This is a genomic window from Parapusillimonas sp. JC17, assembly GCF_052180245.1.
Lineage (GTDB): Bacteria > Pseudomonadota > Gammaproteobacteria > Burkholderiales > Burkholderiaceae_B > Parapusillimonas.
In genome coordinates this window covers 76,772-100,959 of record NZ_CP197474.1, presented here as the reverse complement: position 1 = coordinate 100,959, position 24,188 = coordinate 76,772, and the positions used below count along the sequence as shown (strand labels likewise).

Below are 24,188 nucleotides of genomic sequence, written 5' to 3'. Positions count from 1 at the left end.
CATGGCGACCCTTGCTCAACAGATGGCGCGGTTCATTGCCTCGGATATCAGCCCGGACATAGACCCTGAGCTGCACAACACGATACTTGTCGCATTCCTGGATACCGTCGGCTGCGTGCTGTCGGGACGCGCGGAACCCGTCACCCGGCAGTTGAATACATGGCTGGAACAGCGCTTCAAGAACGACTCGGCGGCGCACCTGCTTTTCTCCGACGAGCGGCACAGCGTGGCGGCAGCCGCCATGCTGAACGCCGTCTCGGGACATGCGCTCGACCTGGACGACGTCGCGCTGGCAGGACATCCCAGCGTGGTATTGGTGCCGGCATTGCTGGCCGAAGCCGACCACACCGGCGTGCGTGGCGCGGCGCTCGTCAGCGCCTACATCAAGGGCTATCAAGTGTGGGCCGACTTGCTGCAGCGCCTGCCCGATCCGTTGCATGTAAAGGGCTGGCATCCGACGGCCGTCCTGGGCACGCTGGGCGTGGCCGCCGCCATGTGCGCAGCACGCAACATCTCGCCCGCCGTGACCGCCCATGCGCTGGGCCTGGCCGCCAGCCGCGCCTCCGGACTGGTGGCGAACTTTGGCTCCATGGCCAAGCCCTTGCATGCGGGCTGGGCGGTCGAACAGGGAATCAGCGCGGTCGAGCTTGCGCAGTCGGGCATGACCGCGTCCATGGACGCACTGGATGGCCCCACAGGACTGCTGACGGCGCTTTCCTCTACGCAAGCGCCCGACCGGGAAACCCCATTTCTCGATTCCAATGAGCTGGCCATGCGCAGCGTGCGACCCAGCGTCAAAAAGTATCCTGTCTGCTATGCGTCGCACCGCGTAATAGACGGCGTCATACAGCTAAGGAACCGGCATGGCTTGCGCGCGGAAGACATCGACCGGATCGAGGCCCAGGTCAGCATCACCAACGCAAGGGTGCTGAAGTACGACCGTCCCACCAGCGCGCTGGAAGCCAAGTTCAGCATGCCGTTTGCCTGTGCCTGCGCCCTGGAATTCGGGGAGGTCGATTTGCAGCGCCTGAGCGCCGACACGCTGCGTGATTCCAACGTGCAGGCATTGATGCCCAAAGTACACGTCCGGGAACTGGACACCCAATGCCCGATAGAACCCAGCTTCGCCTATACCGACCGCGTGCTCGTCACGCTGAAGGACCAGACCGTGCTCGACAGTGGGCCCATACGCTACGCGATCGGGCATGCAAAGCTTCCGCTGCTGCCCGACCAAATCGAAGCCAAGGTGCTCGGCTGCGTGGACGTGGCGGAGCAGGCCGATACCCGCCTGCTGATAGGGCGCATCCGCGGCCTGCTCAGCGCGTAGGCCGGCCAAATGGAACACTCATCACGACAGGAGACAACTATGTGTGCTACGCCCTTGGTACAGCCCATTCAGGAAGACAGCCGGACAGCGGAACAGCGCCTTCGGATACAGCTCGCGGCTTGCTATCGCATCTTCGCCTATCTTGGCTGGACGGAATTGATCTACAACCATATTACGGTCCGCATTCCCGGCCCCGATCGCCATTTCCTGATCAACCCCTTCGGCTTGAACTATACCGAAGTCACCGCCAGCAATCTGGTCAAGATCGACCTGCACGGCCACATCGTAGGGGAATCCAGATGGAAGGCGAACCCCGCCGGCTTCGTGCTGCACTCTTGCATACACGAAGGCATTCCTGAAGCGCATTGCATCATGCACACACACACCACGGCGGGCTGCGCCGTGGCCTGCAGCGCAAGCGGCCTGTCCACCGACAACTTCTATTCCGCGCAGTTGCACGGGCGCCTGGCCTATCATGAGTTCGAAGGCATCACCGTCCACGAGGAAGAAGGCCCGCGGGTCGTCAAGTCCATTGGCAATGCCCGGGCGGTCATTCTCCGAAACCACGGCCTGCTCTCCTGGGGCGGGACCATTGCCGAAGCGTTTTCCTATTTGTGGACGCTGCAGCGGGCATGCGAAATCCAGGTGATGGGCGCAGCATTGGGGGCGACAGCCCCGATTCCGGAGTCCATACGAGTCCAGGCCAGCGCCGATGCACTCCAGTTCGACCCCAAGTACGGGGCCGGCCAGGATGTCTTCGACGCACTCGTCCGCCAGGTCGACCGGATCTCCACGGATTACCGGCAGTAAATACACGAACACAAAGGACGGTCTCATGAAGCTATGTGTGTATGGCGCGGGCGCCATAGGAGGATTGATCGGAGCCCGGCTGGCCAAGGCTGGCTACTCCGTCAGCGCTGTGGCGCGCGGCGCGACACTCGAGGCGATTCGGACGCGAGGCTTGCGCCTGTCCAGCCCCGAAAGCGACGGCGAGGCGCAGGCGTTCCGCATTCAAGCCCACGACGACCCGGCAGCCCTAGGCGCCCAGGACGTCGTCGTGCTCGCCGTGAAGACCACTGCCCTGGACAGCGTCGCGCCTGCGATCCAGCCGCTCATCGGGCCGGACACCGTCGTGCTGTCGGCGATGAACGGAATCCCTTGGTGGTTCTGCCATGGCCTGAGCGCGAATGCGGTCCGCGATGTCACTTTGACGTCCATCGACCCTACCGGGGAAATCATACGAGCCATTCCCGCCGACAGAGTCATCGGCTGCGTCACGCACCTCTCGGCGACGACTCTGGAGCCGGCCTCCGTCCGGCCCATCGCCGGAAACACGCTCATCATCGGGGAGCCCACCGGCGTATCCAGCAGGCGTCTCGACCGCTTGGCCGAAGCGCTCACGGCCGCTGGCTTCGACACCCAGACCACCGGCAACATCCATCGCGAGATCTGGTACAAGCTGTGGGGCAACATGACCGTCAACCCGATATCCGCCATTACCGGCGCCACCGGCGACCGCATCCTGGATGACGACTATGTACGCAATTTCATGTCCCGCATCATGGAGGAGGCCGCGGCCGTCGGTGCCCGTATCGGTCTTCCGATCACAGCGCAACCGGAAGAACGCCACGCCGTCACTCGCAAGCTGGGTGCGTTCCGCACTTCCATGCTGCAGGATGCCGAAGCGGGCAGACCGCTCGAGCTGGATGCCCTGGTGAATGCGGTCATCGAAATCGCCGAGCGGGTGGGCGTCGCCACCCCTTGGACCGAAGCGCTCTTTGGCATGACCCGTCTGTATGCCAGAATAAGGAATTTGTATCCTGAACCGGCTTGAATCGGCCTGGACGATGCATTCCAGCCAGATAGCCCATGCTTTGATCCAGAACACCGCCAGCGACCATGAGCATGTCGTTGCCGCTTGAGTTCATGCCGCCGTGATTCCCCTCACCCGATCAGACAAACGCTGCGCGGCGGCCATGGTCAGCCGTGCCAGCTCGGCCTCGTCCGCCTTCGCCATGTCCGCCTGATCGTGCACGATCACCAGGCTCCCCAGTATCTCGTCGTCGCTGAACACCGGTGCGGCAACCCCCGTGATCCCCGGATCGAGCTCCCCGCGCGATATGTAGTGGCCTTGCTTGCGCACTTGGCGCAGCTTGCGCGAAAACTCCGTCCAATCCGCCCCCATGTCCAAGGCATCGTGCCGCCTCGCCGGGTTCTCAAGCGCCGCCTCGTACAAGCGCTTCAATCGCCGCCGCTCCATGAAGGCGAGGACCACATGGGCTTGAGACCCCCTGAAGAGCGGCATGGGCAGCCCCTTGCTGTAACGCAGGACGATGGGCTTGCCGGCCGACACATGCGCGACGTTCACCAGCGTCTGATCGTACATATTGCACAGCAGGACATCCCCGCCGGCGGCTTGCGCCAGTTCCGCCATCAAATCGCTGGCAGCGGCAATGATGGGATCGCCGGTACTGATCAAGTATTCCAGCTCGATGATTTTCATGCCCAGGCGGTAGCGCCCTGAAAGCCGCGACAACAAGCCTGCCTCAACCATGTCCGCCGCGTAGCGATATGCCGACGCTGGACTGATGTCCAGCGCCTGGCCAATGTCGTCGACACTGATCAGCGCGCGATCCGGGCCGAACAGGCGCAAAATGGCAGACACCCGGCCGATCACTGATTTGTCCTTGGAAATGGCGGCGCCCTCCTAAAAACAGCAATTATCTCATTTAAAAAGAAAATTGACTTACATCAGGCTTGAAATTAGACTTCATTATTGAACAACAAGAAATTAGTCATATTTTTGAATTGCCCGCGTCAATAGAGGACGACATGAATACAGCGCTCAAAGCGTATCCCTTCGATTTCAAGAAGCGCTCCGGCCGCCCACGCGCCGGCGCCCCGCAGGAATTCCATCGCGTCGTGATCGTCGGCGGCGGCGTCGCCGGCCTGACCGCCGCGCTGGCCCTGGCGAGGCAAGGCGTAAAGACCGTCGTCATCGAGGCCGACGATACCGTTTGCTATGGCAGCCGCGCCATCTGCATATCGCGCCGCAGCCTGGAAATCTACGACCGTCTGGGCGTCGCCGCGCCGCTGCTGGCGGTCGGCCTGCCCTGGACGGGCGGCCGCTCGTACTATCACGACCGCGAGGTCCTGCATTTCACCATGCCTCACGACCAGAACCAGAAGCTGCCTCCCATGGTCAACATGCAGCAGTACTACCTGGAAGAAGCACTCGCCCAGGCATGCGAAGAGGCGGCCGAAACCATAGACCTGCGCTGGAATTCACGCGTCACGGCCGTACTGTCCAACGACGAGAACGGGGCGCTGCTGCAGGTGGAAAGCGGCACGGACCGCTATCGGATCCAGGCAGACTGGGTCGTCGCCGCCGACGGCGGGCGCAGCTTCATGCGCGAGTCCCTGGGGCTGCAACTGAAAGGCACTGCCTACGAAGGCCGCTATGTGGTGGCGGACATCGAACTGGAAACCGATCTGCCGACCGAACGCCTGGCCTGGTTCGACCCGCCCTCCAATCCGGGGTCGACCATACTCATGCACAAGCAGCCCGATAATGTCTGGCGTATCGACTACCAATTGCAGGAAGGCGAAGACCCCGACAAAGCCGTGAAGCCCGAAAACGTCCTGCCGCGGGTAAAGGCGCATCTGGACATGATCGGCCAGACAGGCGAATGGTCGCCGCTATGGATCACCATCTACAAGGCCAATGCCCTGACGCTCGACCGCTACGTGCACGGCAGCGTGCTCTTCGCGGGCGACGCCGCCCATCTCGTGCCCATATTCGGCGTGCGGGGCGCCAATTCCGCCATCGACGACATCGACAACATGGCCTGGAAGCTCGCCGCCGTCGTCCATGGAAAGGCCGACCGCCGCCTGTTGGACAGCTACTCCGAAGAGCGCGTCTTTGCCGCCCACGAGAACCTGAAAAGCGGCATGAAGAGCACCGAATTCATGGCGCCGCCCACTTTTGCCTTCAAGCTCATGCGCGAAGCCGTGCTCAGCCTGGCGGGCGATACGCCGGGCGTTCGCAGCTTGATCAACCCTCGCCAGACCAGCGCCATCTCCTATACGGATTCGAGCCTCAATGCGGTAGACAGCGAGGATGCAAGCTTCCGCTCCGGCCCCCCGGCTGGCACCGTATTGCCCAATGCACCCATCGTCCGGCATGCGCCACAACGCTCGCCGCTCGATGGCCATCTATGCGACCACGTTTTGCCCGGCCGCTTCCTGATCCTTCATTTCGACGCGGGCCACGGCACACCGAGCGATCTCATCGACGCGCATGCCGAACTGCAGCGCCAAGGCATCGACGCCGATATGCTGCGGGTGGTACGCGACGCCACGGCTGCCTCCCAGGGTGCCTGCCTGATGGATCCGGCCGGCGCGGCGTTCCGGCTGTATGACGCCGACGCCGGTGCCACGTATCTGGTCCGGCCCGATGGCCACGTGGCCGGACGCTGGCGAGCACCGCGTGCCGCCGCCATCACCCAGGCCGTGCAACGCATCCTGCATCCCTCACACTGAACGGAGACCGACCATGACCGAACTCGACCTGGACCGCGTCTACACGAAGCTGTGCCACACCCTGGGCGAACAAGGGGAAAGCGCCAGTCAGCAGATACTCGGCCGCTTTGCCCTGCTGGCCATGCTGGAAATCGCCGACGCCGACAAAATCGAAAGGCTGATAGAGCGCGCTGCGCAAAAGCCCTGACGGAAAGCCGACATGGAGCCCGGTATCAAACCGGGCCTCGCAACGCGGCCGGCCACAGCGAGCCCTTATATACCGCTCACGCAGCCTCGATAGCGTCCAGCGCGCGGGCTGAATAGACAAGAGCGGCGCCGGCGTTCAGCGAAATGGCAACGCCCAGCGCATCGGCAATTTCCTGCTTGCTGGCGCCATGCTTGAGCGCTTCCTTAGCATGAATCGCGATGCAGCCGTCGCATCGGGTCGTGACCGCTACTGCGATTGCGATCAATTCCCTGGTCTTCATGTCCAATGAGCCGCTGCTATCGCCCGCATTGGCGATCAAGCCATATACAAGAACAACAGCGCGACACTGTCTGAGGCTGCACAAACCTTCTATGACTTCATGTGCGAGCTTCCCGACCGATTTCCACATGCACTGCTCATTGAATGACAAGCTGAAGCGCGCACGCCAAAACCAAAAAATCGGGATAGGGGGCAGTCATTGTAGACTGCGACCCTCCCATACCACCCGGCATGCGGGTCCGCACCGGGCGGTTCGAGAAGTTGGGCTATGAGAGTCGGGGCAGCCCCATGCGATCGAACCACGCCAGAGTTAACACGCTATTGAGCAACTTTGAGCTGTTTCGCCACCAGCAGCGGCTGTTGGCCGCCACCCGATGTGCAGTGTTTACGCTCGCGCCCATTGCGCGTAGTTCCCGGAACATGGTCTTGCCACGCTTCCACTGTTTTAGTTGGATGGCCCGCACCCGATGTCGCAGCCACTCGTCCAGCGCACGCCAACGGTTGCAGCACTTGCAGCAGCGCAGCACGGATGCCCGGCCAGGCTGTTACCAGATGGCGGACGGTCTGGGCAATGTCCATCCCGTCCATCCCGGCAGCACCCTTATTGGCGCGCACCCGCTTAAGTGCCACTTGCAGGTTCTCTCTTGTCAGCGCCGCCTGCAGCAGCGCTGACCCTGTATGCTCATTTGCATGACGCGGGCCACTCGTTTCCTCGCTGACAGGATCGCCAGCGGCTTCACCGCGTGCTACGCCTGCCCGCTCCACTGGCGTGGACATCGGAGGCAATACGAGTTGCATCGTCATGTCGAGTCATACTCCTTCTCGTTCGGTCCTTCGCCACCTCGCTCCAGCCTCACCGGCCCCGCTCATGTGGCTACTACGACCTCTGCTGACTTCTCGCTCCGGCTCGACGCCGTTACCCTTTCAGGTTCGAGGCGAGATCTCCCCAGGTAAGAGCGCACTCCTTCGCTGCACAACCGCCGGATTTACGCCGCCTCGCCTTGATCACGAGAGCTTCACGGTTTCATGCCCGCTTGCCATGCTTGGCACCGCCTTCTATCCGGTTCTTGTCCATCGGCTCGCAGCTTACGCTTCACGCTTCCTTTCCACGCTCGGTCGCCCTTACGCAGTTGCGCTTCGCTTCATTCGCTGTGATCAACTCATGGCGGGACTTGCACCCGCAGGAGTGCGCCCATGCTGGGCGCACATGAAAAAGGCCGCCCGAAGGCGGCCCTTGCATCGAACAGCTCCAGTCAGATCAAGCGCGAACCTTGGCGATGACCTCGTCCAGCCGGGTCAGCATCAGATCGACTTCCTGCTCGGTGATGTTCAGCGCCGGCATGAAGCGCAGCAGGCTGGGACGCGGCGCATTGAGCAGCATGCCTTCCGGCGACCAGTCGCGTGCCGCGTCGACGATGGCAGGGCCGTCGTCGCGATCGAGCATCAGGGCGCGCAGCAGGCCTTCGCCGCGTTCGCCCTTCATGCCCCATTTGTCGGACAGCGCATTCAGGCCTTTCGACAGCTGGGCGGCGCGGGCATTGACGCTATCCATGAAGCCAGGCGCTGCCAGCGCATCGAATACCGCCACGCCCGCCGCCGTCATCAACGGATTTCCGTTGTAGGTGCCGCCTTGATCGCCATGCGAAAACACCGACACCTCTTCGCGCGCGCATAGTGCCGCCAGGGGAACCCCGCCGCCTATGCCCTTGCCCAGGGTCATGATGTCCGGCGTGATGTCCGAGAGCTGATAGGCGAACATCTTGCCCGTGCGGCCCATGCCGGTCTGAACTTCGTCCACGATCAACAGCAGGCCGTGTTCGTCGGCCAGTTTGCGCAAAGACTGCATGAAGTCGCGCGTGGCGGGCATGACACCGGCCTCGCCCTGTACGGGTTCCAGCATGATCGCCACGGTCTGGTCGTCGATCAAGGCGCGCACCGAATCCAGATCATTGAGCTTCGCCTTGGGGAAGCCTTCGACCTGCGGTGCGAAAATGCGATCCCAGCCCGGTTTGCCCGACGCCGACATGGTGGCCAGCGTGCGGCCGTGGAAGCTGTGGTCGAAGGTAATGATCTTGTAGGCGCCATTGCGCTTGAGCTGCCCCCACTTGCGCGCCAGCTTGATGGCGCCTTCGTTGGCTTCGGCGCCGCTGTTGGCGAAGAAGATGCGATCGAAGCAGGATGCCCCGGTAAGGCGCTTGGCCAGTTCCATGGACGGCTGGTTGTAGAACGCCGGCGAAGGATTGATCAACACGGCGGCCTGCTCGTTCACCGCTTTGACCAACTCGGGCGGGCAATGGCCCAGGCTGTTCACTGCCCAGCCCTGCACGATATCGAGGTATCGCTTGCCATTGTGGTCTTCCAGCCACGAGCCTTGTCCGCGCACGAAAACCAGTTCGGGACGCGAGGTAATTTCCATGAGCGCGTCCACGCCCGACCGATCAAATTTCATTTTTGCATCCTGTAGTCAAAAGTAGCGGTAATGGCAGCATACCCTGCGCGTGGAATTTTAACGCAGTCATGTTCCTGAAGGCCCGCGCCCACGGCGCGCCAGACCGCCCACGGCGCGCCAGACCGCCCACGATGCGAGGACCGAATATGTTGACGATGAGACCCAGCATGACCACCGCGCCACCCAGCCACTGGATGGCGCGCAGCCGCTCGTCCAGGAAGACGGAGGCGGAAATCAGCCCGACCAGAGGGACGAGCAGGCTCAGGGGCGCAACCTTGCCAGCGGGATGCCGGGCCAGCAAGCGCCCCCACAGCACATAACCCACGATGGTCGCCACAAAGGACAGGTACAGCACGGCCGATATGCCGACGCCGCTGACATGGGCCAGACTGTTTCGGATGGTTTCAGGCCCCTCGAATACCAGCGACAAGGCAAAAAACGGTATCGGCGGCACCAGCGCACCCCATGCCACCAGGCCAAGCACGTCCGCCTTGCCGGCTTTCTTGGCGACCATATTTCCCATGGCCCAGCAAAACGCCGCCATCAAGGTCAGAAGGAATCCCAGCAGCGGCATATCGCCGCTTTCAGCCCCCCGTTCGATCAGCACGAGCCCCAGAACAGCGATCGTCAAGCCCAGCATGTTGTTCCAACGTACGCTTTCCTTCATGAACACGGCCGCAAGCAGGACCGTGAAGAACGCCTGCGACTGAAGCACCAGCGAAGCCAGCCCGGCGGGCATGCCGACATACAGGGCGATGAACAGGAATACGAACTGGCCCAGGCTGATCGTCAGGCCATACGCCAGAATGAGACGCCAGGACAGCTGGGGACGCCTGATGAAAAATATGGCGGGAAAGGCCACGAAGACGAAGCGCAGCGCGCCGAGCAGCAAGGGCGGGATCTCGGTCAGCCCAAGCTTGATTACTACGAAATTCAGGCCCCAGGCGGTTATGAGCACCAACGCCGCCAGACTATCCTTGAGGGGCATGAAACTTCCTTTGCAGTATGTTTTAAGGAGCGGGTATTATGCGCCAAATACACCGGAATTTCGGTGTCTCTCATCGCGGACCGCCATGACCGTCACGATACTCAGCCTGCATTCCTACCCGGTCAAATCCTGCGCCGGCATCGACCATACCCAGTCTTCCGTCAGCCAGGGCGGCCTGTTTCGCGATCGCCAATGGGTCATTGTCGACGGCCAGGGCGTCTTCATGACCCAGCGACAGCACGCCCGCATGGCATTGATACGGCCCGCATTCTCGGGCGACGACCTGGTGCTCTCGGCGCCCGGCATGTCCCCTCAGACGGTTCGCTGGCTGATAGACACCGATGAGCCCGCCCAGGTGCCCGTCCGGATCTGGCGCAGCGACACCTTGGGTTTCGACGAAGGCGACGGCGTGGCGGGCTGGCTCAGCGACTTCCTGCGGACGCCTTGCCGGCTGCTGCGGGTACACCCTCTGGCTGCACGCATCGCCAGTCCGGATCATGTCCACCGTTGGCGACTGAACAACTACGATCTCGTGCCCGGATTTCCCGAAAGGCATCACTTCGGCTTTGCCGACGGCTTCCCCTTCCTGCTGGCGAACCAGGCCTCGCTGGATGAGCTCAATCAGCAACTGGCCGCCAAAGGCGAGCCGCCCGTCCCCATGAATCGGTTCCGGCCGAATATCGTATTGCAGGGACTGGAGCCCTACGAAGAAGACTACCTGTCCGCCGTCCGGGCGGGTCCCATGACACTGGCCTTGGTGAAGCGCTGCGCGCGCTGCCCCATTCCCAACATCGACCAGGCCACGGCGGAATCACGACCCGCGCCGGGCCTCACGCTGGCGCAGCACCGCCAGTTCGAAGAAGGCGTACTGTTTGGCGTCAACGCCGTCGTAGCCGGCGCCAACCCGGGCTCTCACCTGTCGGTCGGGGAAGAGGTCGTACCGGAATACGGGATCTGATCGGATGGAGCGAGGGTCAGACCCCGTACGGGGTCTGACCCCAGGCCCCTCATCACCCCCCATGCGAGGCCTGGCCCTTGCCGAAGTACCTTTCCAGGCGCAGTTGCACCTGCTCCAGGCCCAGGCTGAGCACCCAATAGATGGCAGCGGCGGCCAAATACAGCGGCAATGGCTGGAAAGTCGTGGCAATGACATCCTTGGTGGCCAACAGCAATTCCGTCACGGTAATGACCGACACCAGGGAAGTGTCCTTGATCAGGCTGATCAGGCTGTTGCTCATGGACGGCACCGCCAGGCGCAAGGCCTGGGGCACCACGATATACCGCAGGTTCTGCCAGTAATTCATGCCCAGGCTGTAGCCCGCCGACCATTGCCCGCGCGAGATGCCCAGAATCGCCCCGCGCAAGCTTTCGGAGATATACGCCCCCGCGTTCAGGCTCAGGGCGAGCACGCCGGCCGTCAATGGCTCGAATGAAATACCGATGCTGGGCAGGCCGTAATAGATGATGAAAACCTGCACCAGCAGCGGCGTCCCACGCATCATGCTGACATATACGGTGGCGGGCACCTGGCTCCATCGGCTGGGGATGATGCGCGCCACCGCGATGGCGAAGCCCACGACCAGGCCGCCGAACATGGCGGAAAACGCGAAGATGAGCGTGTAGGCCGTGCCCTTCAGAAGAATGGGCGCGGCCAACGCCATGAGTTCAAGAAAGTTCATGGTTCTAAGCTAGGGCCTGTTGACGCCGGGGGCGGGGTCAAACCCCATATGGGGTCTGACCCCTGGCTTACAGGCCCTAGGCCTGTTACTCCGGCTTGCGTACCTGGCTGACGTCAATGCCAAACCACTTGTTCGAGATCTTGGCAAACTCGCCGTCCGCAAAGGAGTCTTGCAGCGCCTTGTTGATTGCCGCCTCGAACTGGGGGTTGCCCTTGCGGAAAGGAATGCCATTGAACTTCGGTTCGCCCACGATCGCTCCGCCCTTGATGGGAATATTGGACGTCTTGACCAGATACGCCGTCATCAACTGGTCGTTCAGCGCCGCGTCGACGCGGCGGCTGACCAGGTCGGAAAGATACTCGGGCGCGCCCGGATAGCTTTTCACTTCCACCCCTTCCTGCGCCTTGGCCAGGGCTTCGTAGTTGCTGCCCTGCGACACGCCCAGTTTCTTGCCCTTCAGGTCGGCAAAACTGGCATAGCCGCTTTCGTCGTTCTTGCGCAGTATCAATTGGGGGCTGGACGCAACATAGGGTACCGAGAAATCGAAGGTTTTCTGACGCTCGGGCGTGATCCCCACCTGATTGACGATCACGTCGAACTTGCCGGAAGTAAGGCCCGCCAATATGGCGCTCCACTCGGTCTTCACGAACTGGACCTTGACCCCCAGCCGCTCGGCGACGAGTTTGGATACGTCGATGTCGAAGCCATCCAGCTCGCCCGTTTTGGCGTCGACGAAGTTAAAGGGCGGATAAGTGCCTTCCACGCCCACGATCAAGGTACCGCGTTCCTTGACGGTGTCCAGCAAATCGGCGGCGTGTGCCGCGGCCGCCGCACCCAAAGACGCCGCCGCCACCACGCCCGCGGCGATCGCACTGCGGAAAAATTGCGAGAACTTCATGTTTGTTCCTGGTTCAAAAACGAGACAGTTCATACTATCAATCTGGACGGCGTTTTATAACGAATAGATACTTACTTATATATAACCAAAACAAATATAGGAATATACATTTTGGACTATTTGTTATAACCGTCCGGCAACCGACAGTCTTGGAGGGTCAATACAAACTCAGCTGAACCGGAGCCCGAAGCGCCGCTTCATTGTCGTCCGTCATCGACGACAGCCCGCTGACCCGGACTCCCAGCAAGCGGAGCCGATGTTCGAAGCGTACCCGTTTCAGGCACAGGCCTGCTGCCCGGTGTATTGCTTTTGCGTCTCCCGTGGGGGCCGTCAGCGTGGTGTCGCGCGTCACTGTCCGGAAATCATCGAAACGCAGCTTGATTCCAATCGTCCGGCCCACATACCCCTTAGCCAGCAAGTCGCCTGCCAGTTCCTCACACAGTTCGAGAAAAATACGCGACAGCTGCTCGCGATCGCGCTTGACGTGCAAGTCGCGCTCGAAGGTGGTTTCGCGGCTGATGGATTTTGGAGTGGAATGGGTGACGACCGGCCGGTGGTCCACGCCGTGCGACACGTCCACCAGCCAGCGCGCGTAGGACAGTCCGAAATGCTGTTGCAACAGGTCCGGAGGCGCATGTGCGAGGTCATGGATGGTTGTGATGCCCAGCATCGCCAGCCGGGCATTCGCCTTGGGCCCGATGCCGTTCACCTTCCCGACGGGCAGGGGCCATATGCGCTTTTCAAGATCGCCCGGCCCGATGATGGTCAGGCCGTCGGGCTTGTCCAGGTCGGATGCGATCTTGGACAGGAGCTTATTGGGCGAAATGCCGATCGAACACGAAAGGCCGGTGGCTGACTTTACTGCATGCTTGATCCGCTGCGCCAGCGCGAGAGTTTCCTCGGGATGCTGGCTCAGATCAATGTAGATTTCGTCGATTCCGCGATTCTCGATGTGGCCGGCGATATCGGCGACAGCGCTCTTGAACAGCCGCGAATAATGACGGTAGGCGGTGAAGTCCACCGGCAGCAAGACCGCCTCGGGCGCAAGCTGAGCGGCTTTCATCATGCCCATGGCCGAGAACACGCCCAGCGCGCGGGCTTCATAGGTCGAGGTGGTCACCACTCCCCGCCCGGCATAGGATTCCAGGCGCGCAAACTCGCGGGAGCCGTCCGGCAGCGTACGCGGCTGCGACGCTCTTCCACCGCCGATGACCAGCGGCAGGCCGCGCAATTCGGGATACCGCAGCAGCTCCACCGACGCGTAGAAAGCGTCCATGTCCAAATGCGCAATGCGGCGTGGTTGATCGATGTCCATGATTGAAACAGGATTATAGGGGTCAGACCCTCAATCAATATGGAGCAGGGGTCAGACCCCGTACGGGGTCTGACCCCTCTCCGCACCAGAATGGTGCGCCAGCACCAAAGCAAATACAGCATAGAACCATCTCCGCTCCTCTTCCGCAGCATTCATGCAGTGCAGCAAAACTGGCATCGAACTTGCGTCATTCATCACGACGCCATCTGCCGCAGCAAAAGGAAGACGCATGAACGCCCGGGCCCCACACCGCACTTCGCCTGCCCCGATCAAGGATCGGAGGACGACGGCGCAGCGCATGGCAATCGCGCTGGCGGGTCCAGTCGTGGGTTTCGCGCTGCTGCTTGGCTTGTGGAAGACCGGATCGCTCTCCATGCCGCGCGTTCCGCCGCCGGAGCAAACGCTGTCCGCGGCACTCAGGCTGTTCTCGGATCCCTTCCATGATTATGGCGGCCATGACATCGGCATCGCCTGGAACATCGCCGCGTCCCTGGGGCATCTGCTTGCAGGCTATACGCCGGCGCTGATGCTGGGCCTGCCCGCGGGTATCGCACTGGGCCGGCTGCCCATGCTGAGCGCGGTTTCCATGCCGGTCATCAGCCTCTTCCGGCCGGTGTCGCCCCTGGCCTGGCTTCCGTTCGGGCTATTGATCTTCCAGACGCAGCAGCATGCAACGACCTGGGCGATTTTCGTCTGTTCGCTATGGCCCGTCATGCTGAGCACCGCCGAAGGTATCCGCAAGGTTCCCCGTGACTATATGAATGTCGGCAAGGTCCTGGGCTTGAGCGAATGGCGCGCCTTCAAACGCATCCTGCTGCCGTCCGCCCTGCCCAATATGGTCAGCGGCGCCCGGCAGGCGCTGGGCTCGGCCTGGATCGTCACCATCGCCGCCGAAATGTTCATGGGCGGGCGGGGCATGGGCTCCTGGCTGCGGCATGAACTGGTGAGCCTGAACGGCCAGAACATTCTCATTGCCATCCTGGTGATCGGCGGACTGGGGCTGCTGCTGGACCTGCCCGCCACGATGCTGAAACGAAAATTGGATCGACAAAAGATATGAAAGCCAGGAACTATCTGCGTCTGGAGTATGTGGGCCATCGATTCCGCAATGACAAGGAAACATGCCACGTTCTCCATGACGTCAATCTCACGATCGACAAGGGCGAAATCGTCAGCCTGGTCGGCCACTCCGGCTGCGGTAAATCCACCCTCCTGCATCTTATCGCCGGGCTTGAACAGCCTACGCAAGGCGTCTTGCTTTGCGCCGGGAAGGAAATCACCTGCCCTGGACGCGATCGCGCCATCGTGTTCCAGAACCACAATCTGCTGCCGTGGCTCAGTTGTTTCCAGAATGTGTATCTGGCGGTGGAAAGGGCGTTCTCGCGTCGCCGCCCTGCGGCGCAACTGAAAGCGATGGCCCGGCATGCCTTGTCGAAAGTCGGCTTGCAGGAGGCGCTGGACAAGTACCCCGGCGAATTGTCCGCGGGCATGCGCCAGCGCGTGGGCATTGCCCGGGCGCTGGCCATCGAGCCCAGCGTGCTGTTGATGGATGAGCCGTTCAATGCGCTGGATACCGCCACCCGCGCCCAATTGCAGGACGAATTGATGGCGCTGGCGTCGTCCACCGGCACCACCATCGTGCTTGCCACGCACGATGTCGACGAGGCGGTGATTCTTTCCGACCGCGTCGTGCTGCTTAGCGATGGCCCTGCATCCACGATCCACGATATCGTGACAGTGCCACTGCCCCGTCCCCGCCGCCGCCTCGATCTGCTTGACGACGCTCGATATGGCAGTTGCCGGTCCGCCATCCTGGGTTTCCTGCATCGGGAGCCGGAAGGGGTCAGACCCCATATGGGGTCTGACCCCGGCCTCAAAAGTGCTACATTGACGCCATGAACGCCCCATGCAAGCGATGCCGCTGGTGCAGCGACGACCCCGACTACATTGCCTACCACGATCATGAATGGGGCGTGCCCAGCCATGACATGCATTATCTTTTCGAGATGCTGCTGCTCGAAGGCTTCCAGGCTGGGTTGTCATGGATCACCGTGCTGAAGAAACGTCCGCGCTACCGAGAAGTGCTCTACGGCTTCGATGCGGAGAAGCTGGCGGCAATGGACGATGCGGATATCGAGAAACTGATGCAGGATCCCGGCATCATCCGCAATCGCCTCAAACTGAATGCTGCGCGCCAGAATGCGCAAGCCTGGCTGGCGTTGCAGGACCCCGTCGGCCTGGTCTGGTCATTCACGGGCGGTCGCCCGATCGTCAGCCGTTACTCGGACCACGACAGCGTTCCCGTGATGACGCCCCAGGCTGAACAGATGAGCCGGACGCTGAAGAAAGCCGGCTTCAATTTCGTAGGGCCCACCATCTGCCAATCGTATCTGCAGGCCGTGGGCTGTTTCATGGATCACACCACCGACTGCTTCCGCCATCGCATGCTGGCGGAAGCAAGCTGACGCCGCTCAGACGACGGTCAGGGTGACGTCGATGTTTCCTCGCGTTGCGTTGGAGTATGGGCAAACGACGTGAGCCTTGTCGACCAAGGCCTTGGCCTGGGCCTTGTCCAGGCCCGGCACCGATATCTTCAGTTCGACCTCGATGCCGAATCCTGTCGGGATGGGGCCGATGCCCACGGTGCCCTGTATGTTCGTATCCGCGGGAAGCTCGACTTTTTCCCGAGACGCGACCAGCTTCAACGCCCCCAGAAAGCACGCCGAATAGCCGGCCGCGAACAACTGCTCGGGGTTCGTCCCCGATCCCCCGGAACCACCCAGCTCCGTAGGCGTTGTCAGCTTGACGTCCAGCGCGCCGTCCGATGACACCGCACGGCCGTCACGCCCTCCGTTGGCGGTGGCCTGAGCGCGATAGAGAACTTTTTCGATAGACATACGACTCTCCTGAAAAATGAAGTGATTGACAGACTACCTGAACACCGGCCTTTTCAGGCCAGATTTTGTTACACGATTAAATCGTACACGATCTATATGACATGACCGGCGCGAGACCCTCATGGTTTTACTCATGTTCCAGAAAACGGCCCCGCAGTTTCTCCAGCGCCAATTTGGTTGCGGCAAGCTCCTGGGCCGAGCATTGCGTGGCGCAAGTGACCTCGACCGGCACCGCCATGGCTTTGGCGTGCAACGCCCGGCCGGCGGTCGTCAGGGAGACGATGACCTGCCTTTCGTCGTTCTGGGCGCGATCACGCCGTATCAGTCCCGCAAGCTCCAGTCGTTTCAATAGGGGCGTCAAGGTGGCGGAGTCCAGGAAGAGCCGCTGGCCGATTTCCGATACGGTCAATTCGTCGCTTTCCCACAGTACCAGCATGACCAAGTATTGCGGGTAAGTAATGCCCAGCGAACGCAACAACTTGCGATAAACTTTGTTCATCGCAAGACTGGTGGAATACAGCGCGAAGCAAAGCTGGTCGTCCAACAACAAGCTTGCCGCAGGGTTTTGCAAGGTTTTTTGCTTCATAAACGCAATATTAAATCGCGCACGATCTAAATACAAGATCGCATGCCGAGGGGGCGGGCCGCAGGGGTCAGACCCCGTACGGGGTCTGACCCCAAGCCCAAGACGATCCCAAAGACACCTATGCACCAGAATCCCATTCACGCGTCACGCGGCATCCCACGGAAAGGCGATTTCCCCGCCCGGGCATCGCTGGGACTCGCGCTTGTCCTTCTTGCATTGCTCCTGGCCTATCAACAGCATTCCGCCTATCGGTCCATCATCCAGCAACATGCCGGGCATCTGGCCGCCATGACACGCATTGCCGGCCAGGCCCTGGACACCCATTTCAACGAACAGGCCGGTCAAGCATCGGAAACGCAGCACAACCAGGCGCATGCGGTCAAGTACGACGCTTACGTCCTGGGCGTGCTGGAATCCCTGCGCTACGCGCCAGACGCCTGGAGCGCGTTGATCCAGGACGATGGGGGCGTTCTTCTCGAGCTGCCCGGTGTCTCGACCCATGCCGTGCCGGATGCGGCAGGCGAGCTATTTCGCCAGCATCGCCGCAGCGGACAACGGCAAAGCGCCGCCGAAGGCATGGTTCAGCATATCCGCGGCGAGCAAATCATGGCGTTCTTCACACTGAAGCCCGGCGGGCCGGCCTCGAGCGCACCCTTGACGGTCGCGTTGGGCCGAAGCAAGAACGCGGTTCTGGCCTCCTGGTATCTTGCGTCCTTGATGCAGGCGGGCGTCTTTCTGATGGCCGCTCTGTGCGCCTATGCCGGCCTTCGTGCTCACCGGCGACGGCAAGCCGAGCGTACGGCTGCGGCCGCAAGTGCCCAGGCCCATCTGCGCACAAGTGCGGAAGACTACAGCCTGGTCGTTGAACATACCAGCGATCTGGTGATGCGCATGGATGCAAGCGGCTGTATCGTCTATGCCAATCCCGCTTTATGCGAATTGCTGGGCAAGACCCGGGAACAGATCACGGGAAGCGCTGTAGCGGACATCCTGCCCGTCAATGAAAAGGGGGAATCCCTTGCCGGGATCTCCGCGCTGGGCAGCCCACCCCACACTGCCAGCTTCCGGCGCAGCCATCGTACCGGCAAAGGCCAGCGGCAGCTTTGCTGGTTGTTCCAGGGGCTGCTGGACCCCGATGGACAAATGCAAGAGGTCGTCGCCATTGGGCGCGACGTCACCCATCACGCGCCACAACCGAACAATCTTGAGTTGCTCGCACGGCAGGACTTCCTGACCGGTTTATCCAATCGCCGCCATTTCCTCGAACAAGCCGAGATCGAAATCGAACGCGCGAGGCGATTCAAGTCGAGCACCTCTTTGCTGCTTATGGATCTGGACCATTTCAAGGCCATCAATGACGCCCATGGATACAAGGCCGGTGATCAGGTTCTGGCGGCGCTGGGCGACATGCTGCGCCTCTCCTTGCGCTGGATCGACATCACCGGACGCATGGGCGGCGACGAGTTTGCCATTCTGCTGCCCGCCACCAATATGGACGCCGCCCTCAAGGTCGCGCAGCGCCTGGGCGCCGCCATCCATGCGCAGGAGATCGAGCTGGACGGCGGAGCCCGCGTCCGCTGTGCCGCGTCCATCGGTATCTCGTCGGCAGACCATCAGGACTGCACACTGGAAAAGCTGATGGACCAAGCCGGCCTGGCACTTCATCAAGCCAAACACACTGGACGCCATCGCGTGTGCGCTTGGGGTCAGACCCCATACCGGGTCTGACCCCAAGCGCTACAGCAGCCTGCATGCCTCTTCGAAATCCAGCCGCGGCAAGCGCTCGCGCACGGACGCAGGGTCGCCATACCCGATATTGCAGATGAAATTGGTCCGCACGGACGTATCCGCCCAGAACTCGGCGTCCACCGCCGCCGCGTCGAAGCCGGACATCGGCCCGCAATCCAGGCCCAGCGCCCTGGCCGCAAGTATCAAGTAGGCGCCTTGCAGACTGCTATTGCGAAAGGCGGTATCGTGCGCGTGCGTTTCCTTGCCTGGGGTCGCAAACGCGTCGCGCGCCTCGGGCCGATGCGGAAACAGCTTGGGCAAGTGATCGTAGAACTTCAAGTCGTAGCCAACGATGACCGTCACCGGCGCCTGGCGCGTTTTCTCGCGGTTACCCGCATTCATCAGCGGCAGCAGCCTTTCTTTGGCATCCGGCGAGCGAATGAAAAGGAACCTCGCCGGCCCGCAATTCATGCTGGTGGGCGCCCATTTCAACAAATCGTACAACTGCCGCAGCGTCTCATCGCCGACGGGCGCATCGCGCCATCCATTCTGCGTACGCGCATCAAGAAAAATCCGATCGAGCATATTCCTTCTCACTTCTGTCGCGCCACCATCGAGCACGGCCATGTTGGGTTTCTGACGTGGCCGAAATCCTAACCCACTAGCATCCCCAAAGCTGCTGAGTTTTCCCTATGTGGAAATGGCTTGCATTCTTCCCCCCTATGCTCTCAAATAAGAATCATTATCGATTTCGGATAAAATAGCGGTGACACGTCGCCTTCTTGTCCTTCTTGTTCATCGCATACCTACGTTCTTCCTATGGCACGCAGCCTTGCTCGCGCAACCGGTCCGGTTCAGCTTCCCATGACGCCCGCCACCGCGGGAAAGCGTCCGTGGCGGGCATTGGGCATGGTGCGCAGCCTGGAATTCGACACGCCGGGATACCGCTTCGTCTCCGCGCCTTTCGTCGGCAACGAGCCCGTGCTGGAAGGCCGGATCCGCGAGATCCAGCTGCAACCGGGCTTGTGGATGCACTGCGCCGAAGTCGTTGACCTGCACAGTATGGTTTCCCGCGTGAATTTCAGCGCCGGCCTGCGCATCGTCATCGTCCTGGCCGGCGAGGTGGATGTGCGCATCGGTGGCCAGCCATTGCATTTGCGCGCCGGCGATCACGCTCACCACGCCAGCGCCGCCATCGTCAGCATGCCGCAGGATGCGATGTTCGAACGCTTATGGGAACGCGGCAAATGGGAACGCAAGCTTTCCCTCCATCTGACTCCCGAATGGCTGGAAAGCCAAGGGTGGCTGCGCGACAGCTGCGAACTGACGGCCCTGTCAAGGCGCCATGAAACCGGCGCACCCGAGCCACTCGCGCTGAAGTTTCCCGACGAGCTCTGCATCACGCCTTGGCATCCCTCCCCGCATGCCCTCGCGCTTGCGGAACAGCTGATTTGCCAGTCCGATCAGTCCGCCCCCGGTCTGGTGCGCATACGCCTCGCCAGCCGGGCGATGGAGCTTCTGTACGAAGCGCTCGCAAGCCAGCGAAAAGAAACCGCCCCGAACGCCGCACCGACCGGCGCGATGCGGCCCCGAGACCAGGATCGCATGTTGCGCCTGCGCAATTTTCTTGACGCCGAAGTCCAGCAACCGCTCATTCCACCGCTCAAGATCGATGAGCTCGGACGCCGATTCGGGCTGAGCGCAAGTGCACTGCAAAGGCAGTTCCGGAATGCATTCGGTAGTTCGGTCAATGAATATCGCCGCCTCATGCGGCTCCATCAGGCCCGCACCGACCTGGAGCACGGCTCGAGCATCGCCGAGGCCTCCTATCGCGCGGGCTACACCAGCGCCGCCAATTTCGCCACGGCTTTCCGGCGCCAGTTCGGCATGAGCCCCAAGAGCCTGCGCTCCCACGTCTGACTTCCTATCGGCCGGACTTGACTCAGACGCAAAGAAGTTTGCGCGTTCTTCAAACCAATTCCGTAAATGAGAATGATTCAATGTTGCTTTGCCGCCTTGCCGCCGAAGGGGGCGAGACAGGCCGTACCCGAAAAACGGCCCCTACAGCACTGAGTACGAGGAAAAAATGATGAATATGCCCGGAAGGGAACGGGTCGCCGGAAAGCCCCGCGAGAACCTGTCGCTTGCGCCCGTTGCGCTGGCCTTGCTGTGCGCGTGCGGCGCGGGCGTCGCCCATGCCCAGGACAGCAAGACGCCGACGACTCTGGACACCGTGGTCGTCACGGCCAGCGGCGTTCAGCAGAAAGCCAAGGATGCGCCCGCATCGATGACCGTCATCACGCAGGAAGACATCAAGAAAAGCGGCTACACCACAGTGGCCGAGGCTGTGAGCCACGTCGAAGGCGTCGCGGTCATCGGCGGCGACCCCAACAACAAGGACATCGTCATCCGCGGCCTGCCCGGCGAATACACCCTGCTGCTGGTGGATGGGAAACGGCAGAACACGCGGGAAACCATGAACCGCGGCACCAACGGCGTACAGTATGAATTCATGCCTCCATTGGCCGCAATCGAGCGGATCGAGGTAGTGCGCGGCCCCATGTCTTCGCTCTATGGTTCCGAAGCCATGGGCGGGGTGGTCAACGTGATCACGAAGAAGGTGCCCGAGCGCTGGTCCGCGGCGCTGAACAGCTCCGTGACGCTGCAGACCGACGATGACTACGGCAACGCACGGCAATCGCAGTTTTGGATCGGCGGTCCGATCAAGGACGATGTCCTGGGCATCCAGGTTTACGGTTCTTACGACGACCAGAGCGAAGGCAATAACTACTTCCCCAGCGCCGACGGCCCCTATGCGCGCAACAACCGCAGTCTGGGCCTGAAGCTGGCGGCCCGTCCCGCCGACAACCAGGACCTGGTCCTGGATGTGGTTTCCCAGCGCCTCACGACCGAGTCCACGCCTGGAAAGTCGATCGACCCGTCTTTCGAATGGAACAAGGACCAGTTCCGTCGCACGTCGTACGGCCTGACCCATACCGGACGCTGGCGACTGGGCGAGTCCAAGCTTGCGCTGTACCGCGAGGACAGTGTTCAGGAAAATTGGCCCAAGACCGGTGAGTACGTGGACAACCGGCGCGTGGTGAACACCGTGCTGGATGCAAGCTTCAGCATGCCGTTCACATCTCACACCCTGCGCTTCGGCGGCCAGTATCTGCATAGCCGCCTGAACGGAATCCAGAACGAAGCCAAGTTCGCCAACTACCCGACCAACACGGACAGCGTTTCACTGACCAACTACGCGCTTTTCATCGAGGACGACTATTACCTGACGGACGATTTCACCTTGACGGCGGGCGTGCGCATGGATCATGACGAGCGTTTCGGCAAGCATTGGTCTCCTCGCCTGTACGGCGTCTACCACCTGACCGACACGCTGACGCTCAAGGGCGGCGTGGCAACCGGCTTCAAAGCGCCCACGATCCGGCAAAGCAATCCGGGATACTGCATGTCCACCGGCGGCAACTCGGGATTCCGCGGGCCGTTATGCGGCAATCCCAATCTGGAACCCGAGACCAGCGTCACCCAGGAAATGGGCCTGATCTACGACTGGGCGCCGGGCAGCAATGTTTCCGCGACGCTGTTCAACACCAACTTCAAAAACAAGGTGGCCAGCTACGACACGGGTATGCAGGACCCGCTCAATCCGGGCACGAATAATCATCTGTATGTGTATGACAACATAGACAAGGTGCAGATCTACGGGCTGGAGCTGGCGCTGAAGCTGCCCTTGACCGATGCAGTGAGCTTGTCGTCCAACTACACCTACACGAAGTCCAAGCGCAAGGGAGGCGGCGAAGTGTCGTTCGACGGCGTCACCCTGGATGGCGAGCCTCTGGACAAGACGCCCGAGCATGTCCTGAACACGCGCCTGGACTGGCAGGTGAACGAACGCTTCAATACCTACCTGCGCTGGAATCTGAGCGGCAAGGCCCGTTACGCCGCCTATCGCAATGGCGCCATGAGCGTGCGCACCCGGCCCGGCGGCTCGACCTTCGACCTGGGCGGCAGCTATGAAGTCACCAAGCATCTGTCCCTGCGCCTGGCCGTGCTGAATCTTACCGACCACAAGACGCCGCTGGACCTGCGCACGCGCTACGCCGGCCTGGACGGCAACTGGATGGTCGACGAAGGCCGTCGCTTCTGGCTGGGCGCCAGCCTCAGCTTCTGATGCGGGCAGCCGACGTGATTGCAAAGCCTTGGTTGCGGGCCGTGTGGCTGTGCTGCCTGTTGCTGCTCAGCCTGCCCGCCGCCGCGCAGATAGAGATCGTCGATCAGGCCGGGCGGACGGTCCGCCTGGCCGAACCGGCGCGCCGCATCATGTTCTCGGAGCCGGGCGACTTCACCGTGCTCGCCATGCTCGACGAAAATCCGGCCAGCCGGATCGTTGCATGGAACCGCTGGCGCCTGGACCAGCACACGGTGAACCAATGGCGCAGCATCGACCCGGAAGCCTTCGATCGAATCACTCAGATGTCGATCGATGGTCCCCATAACCTGAATGCCGAAGCGCTCATCGTGCACGCCCCCGATCTGGTCGTGCTCGATCATTTCTTTGGCAGCGCAAAGCAGGCAGTGTCCCAACTGGAACAAGCCGGCATTCCGGTGGCCATTCTCTCGCTCGAAGCCAACCTGAGACTTCGGCATCCGACTGAGGGCATAGAAAAGCTGGCGGTGCTGATCGGCCGCGAGGAGCGCGGCAAGGAAGTAAGCGCGTTCATTCAGGAACACCTGGGCCGGATCACCCAGCGCGTCGCACAGATCAAAGCCAGCGGTGTGGAGCTGCCGACAGTCCTGATGGAGCCCCATGCGGGCAGCGGCCCCTGTTGTCTTTCCATGGGCGAAGGCAGAAGCATGGGCGACCTGGTGGTGCTGGCCGGCGGGCAACTGATCGGCAGCGAAATCATCGAAGACATGTCCGGCCAGCTCAGCGCGGAATACGTGATCGCAAGCGATCCCGCTGTCTACATCGGCACGGGAGGGCAGCACATGAAGGCTCGTGGCGGCCTGCTCCTTGGCGCCGACGTCGACGCGGCCGCGAGCCGCGCAAGCCTGAAACGCGTCCTGCAGCGCGTGGGGCTGGCGCAAACCCGCGCAGTCCGGGAGGGGCGGGCTCACGGCATATGGCATAGCGGCTTTTCCATCGTGAACCTGGAGCTGATCGCCACCTGGCTGCACCCCGAATCATTCAAAGACATCGATCCAGCCGCCACGCTTGCCGAGATCGACCGGCGGTTCATGGCGAAAAGCCTGACTGGAACTTTCTGGACCTCGCTGGCCCCGGCGGAAAAATAA

24 protein-coding genes are annotated in these 24,188 nt (G+C 61.7%); 13 read left to right on the top strand and 11 right to left on the bottom strand.

All coding sequences use genetic code 11. The features are described from left to right. The first annotated feature begins 1 nt into the window (after position 1). The 3 genes from ACSBPU_RS00475 to ACSBPU_RS00465 are packed head-to-tail and all read left to right on the top strand — an operon-like array spanning position 2 to position 3,161. Positions 2-1,327: an MmgE/PrpD family protein gene (locus ACSBPU_RS00475; RefSeq protein ID WP_442594588.1), complete on the top strand. Its 1,326-nt coding sequence runs from the start codon at positions 2-4 to the stop codon at positions 1,325-1,327. 39 nt (positions 1,328-1,366) lie between these two features. Next, positions 1,367-2,137, top strand: coding sequence for a class II aldolase/adducin family protein (locus ACSBPU_RS00470; RefSeq protein ID WP_442594586.1), 771 nt, complete (start codon positions 1,367-1,369; stop codon positions 2,135-2,137). Between the two features lie 25 nt (positions 2,138-2,162). After that, positions 2,163-3,161: a 2-dehydropantoate 2-reductase gene (locus ACSBPU_RS00465; protein WP_442594584.1), complete on the top strand. Its 999-nt coding sequence runs from the start codon at positions 2,163-2,165 to the stop codon at positions 3,159-3,161. A 90-nt stretch (positions 3,162-3,251) separates the two neighbouring features. Here the strand turns inward: ACSBPU_RS00465 and ACSBPU_RS00460 are convergent, their stop codons facing one another. Beyond that, complete coding sequence (locus ACSBPU_RS00460; protein ID WP_442594582.1) at positions 3,252-3,992, bottom strand: IclR family transcriptional regulator; 741 nt, start codon at positions 3,990-3,992, stop codon at positions 3,252-3,254. A 167-nt stretch (positions 3,993-4,159) separates the two neighbouring features. Here ACSBPU_RS00460 and ACSBPU_RS00455 point away from each other — a divergent pair, with 167 nt between their 5' ends. Beyond that, on the top strand, positions 4,160-5,869 hold the full coding sequence (locus tag ACSBPU_RS00455; RefSeq protein WP_442594580.1) for an FAD-dependent oxidoreductase: 1,710 nt from the start codon (positions 4,160-4,162) through the stop codon (positions 5,867-5,869). 13 nt (positions 5,870-5,882) lie between these two features. After that, positions 5,883-6,056, top strand: coding sequence for a hypothetical protein (locus ACSBPU_RS00450; RefSeq protein WP_442594578.1), 174 nt, complete (start codon positions 5,883-5,885; stop codon positions 6,054-6,056). 76 nt (positions 6,057-6,132) lie between these two features. On the opposite strand, the gene ACSBPU_RS00445 is transcribed toward ACSBPU_RS00450, so the two are convergent. The 4 genes from ACSBPU_RS00445 to ACSBPU_RS00430 all read right to left on the bottom strand — a co-directional run bounded on the left by ACSBPU_RS00445 (position 6,133) and on the right by ACSBPU_RS00430 (position 9,772). Next, positions 6,133-6,465 (bottom strand): carboxymuconolactone decarboxylase family protein, encoded by a 333-nt coding sequence (locus ACSBPU_RS00445; RefSeq protein ID WP_442594576.1) that lies wholly within the window; start codon positions 6,463-6,465, stop codon positions 6,133-6,135. Between the two features lie 188 nt (positions 6,466-6,653). Beyond that, positions 6,654-7,139, bottom strand: coding sequence for a hypothetical protein (locus ACSBPU_RS00440; RefSeq protein ID WP_442594574.1), 486 nt, complete (start codon positions 7,137-7,139; stop codon positions 6,654-6,656). A 454-nt stretch (positions 7,140-7,593) separates the two neighbouring features. Next, positions 7,594-8,784, bottom strand: a complete 1,191-nt coding sequence (locus ACSBPU_RS00435; protein WP_442594572.1) for an acetylornithine transaminase — start codon at positions 8,782-8,784, stop codon at positions 7,594-7,596. Further along, positions 8,774-9,772 (bottom strand): EamA family transporter, encoded by a 999-nt coding sequence (locus ACSBPU_RS00430; protein ID WP_442594570.1) that lies wholly within the window; start codon positions 9,770-9,772, stop codon positions 8,774-8,776. Before ACSBPU_RS00430 ends, ACSBPU_RS00435 begins: the two co-directional genes overlap by 11 nt. A gap of 85 nt (positions 9,773-9,857) precedes the next feature. Here ACSBPU_RS00430 and ACSBPU_RS00425 point away from each other — a divergent pair, with 85 nt between their 5' ends. Next, on the top strand, positions 9,858-10,730 hold the full coding sequence (locus ACSBPU_RS00425; protein ID WP_442594568.1) for an MOSC domain-containing protein: 873 nt from the start codon (positions 9,858-9,860) through the stop codon (positions 10,728-10,730). Between the two features lie 52 nt (positions 10,731-10,782). On the opposite strand, the gene ACSBPU_RS00420 is transcribed toward ACSBPU_RS00425, so the two are convergent. From ACSBPU_RS00420 to dinB, 3 genes are all read right to left on the bottom strand, one after another. Continuing rightward, entirely contained in the window at positions 10,783-11,451 is a 669-nt protein-coding gene (locus ACSBPU_RS00420; protein WP_442594566.1) for an amino acid ABC transporter permease, read from the bottom strand. An 85-nt stretch (positions 11,452-11,536) separates the two neighbouring features. Further along, positions 11,537-12,349 carry a cystine ABC transporter substrate-binding protein gene (locus tag ACSBPU_RS00415; RefSeq protein ID WP_442594564.1) on the bottom strand — a complete coding sequence of 271 codons (813 nt, stop codon included), beginning with the start codon at positions 12,347-12,349 and terminating at the stop codon, positions 11,537-11,539. A 157-nt stretch (positions 12,350-12,506) separates the two neighbouring features. Further along, on the bottom strand, positions 12,507-13,664 hold the full coding sequence (gene dinB / locus ACSBPU_RS00410; RefSeq protein WP_442594562.1) for a DNA polymerase IV: 1,158 nt from the start codon (positions 13,662-13,664) through the stop codon (positions 12,507-12,509). A 229-nt stretch (positions 13,665-13,893) separates the two neighbouring features. On the opposite strand from dinB, the gene ACSBPU_RS00405 reads away from it, so the two are divergent. The 3 genes from ACSBPU_RS00405 to ACSBPU_RS00395 are packed head-to-tail and all read left to right on the top strand — an operon-like array spanning position 13,894 to position 16,129. Next, on the top strand, positions 13,894-14,724 hold the full coding sequence (locus ACSBPU_RS00405; RefSeq protein WP_442594560.1) for an ABC transporter permease: 831 nt from the start codon (positions 13,894-13,896) through the stop codon (positions 14,722-14,724). Then, positions 14,721-15,563: an ABC transporter ATP-binding protein gene (locus ACSBPU_RS00400; protein WP_442594558.1), complete on the top strand. Its 843-nt coding sequence runs from the start codon at positions 14,721-14,723 to the stop codon at positions 15,561-15,563. The genes ACSBPU_RS00405 and ACSBPU_RS00400 overlap by 4 nt, the downstream gene beginning before the upstream one ends. Continuing rightward, positions 15,560-16,129 (top strand): DNA-3-methyladenine glycosylase I, encoded by a 570-nt coding sequence (locus ACSBPU_RS00395; RefSeq protein WP_442594556.1) that lies wholly within the window; start codon positions 15,560-15,562, stop codon positions 16,127-16,129. The genes ACSBPU_RS00400 and ACSBPU_RS00395 overlap by 4 nt, the downstream gene beginning before the upstream one ends. A 6-nt stretch (positions 16,130-16,135) precedes the next feature. Here the strand turns inward: ACSBPU_RS00395 and ACSBPU_RS00390 are convergent, their stop codons facing one another. Both ACSBPU_RS00390 and ACSBPU_RS00385 read right to left on the bottom strand, forming a co-directional pair. Next, on the bottom strand, positions 16,136-16,561 hold the full coding sequence (locus ACSBPU_RS00390; RefSeq protein ID WP_442594554.1) for an organic hydroperoxide resistance protein: 426 nt from the start codon (positions 16,559-16,561) through the stop codon (positions 16,136-16,138). A gap of 127 nt (positions 16,562-16,688) precedes the next feature. Continuing rightward, the gene (locus tag ACSBPU_RS00385; RefSeq protein ID WP_442594552.1) at positions 16,689-17,147 is read right to left on the bottom strand and encodes a MarR family winged helix-turn-helix transcriptional regulator; all 459 of its coding nucleotides are present in this window, start codon (positions 17,145-17,147) and stop codon (positions 16,689-16,691) included. 120 nt (positions 17,148-17,267) lie between these two features. Here ACSBPU_RS00385 and ACSBPU_RS00380 point away from each other — a divergent pair, with 120 nt between their 5' ends. Further along, positions 17,268-18,875, top strand: a complete 1,608-nt coding sequence (locus ACSBPU_RS00380) for a diguanylate cyclase (protein WP_442594550.1) — start codon at positions 17,268-17,270, stop codon at positions 18,873-18,875. 9 nt (positions 18,876-18,884) lie between these two features. Here ACSBPU_RS00380 and ACSBPU_RS00375 read toward each other — a convergent pair whose 3' ends face one another. After that, positions 18,885-19,502, bottom strand: a complete 618-nt coding sequence (locus ACSBPU_RS00375) for a malonic semialdehyde reductase (protein WP_442594548.1) — start codon at positions 19,500-19,502, stop codon at positions 18,885-18,887. A 192-nt stretch (positions 19,503-19,694) separates the two neighbouring features. Here ACSBPU_RS00375 and ACSBPU_RS00370 point away from each other — a divergent pair, with 192 nt between their 5' ends. The 3 genes from ACSBPU_RS00370 to ACSBPU_RS00360 all read left to right on the top strand — a co-directional run bounded on the left by ACSBPU_RS00370 (position 19,695) and on the right by ACSBPU_RS00360 (position 24,188). Next, entirely contained in the window at positions 19,695-20,795 is a 1,101-nt protein-coding gene (locus ACSBPU_RS00370; protein WP_442594546.1) for a helix-turn-helix domain-containing protein, read from the top strand. Between the two features lie 166 nt (positions 20,796-20,961). Further along, a complete protein-coding gene (locus ACSBPU_RS00365) occupies positions 20,962-23,064 on the top strand; it encodes a TonB-dependent receptor domain-containing protein (protein ID WP_442594544.1) in 2,103 nt (700 codons plus the stop codon). 14 nt (positions 23,065-23,078) lie between these two features. Continuing rightward, on the top strand, positions 23,079-24,188 hold the full coding sequence (locus ACSBPU_RS00360) for an ABC transporter substrate-binding protein (protein ID WP_442594542.1): 1,110 nt from the start codon (positions 23,079-23,081) through the stop codon (positions 24,186-24,188).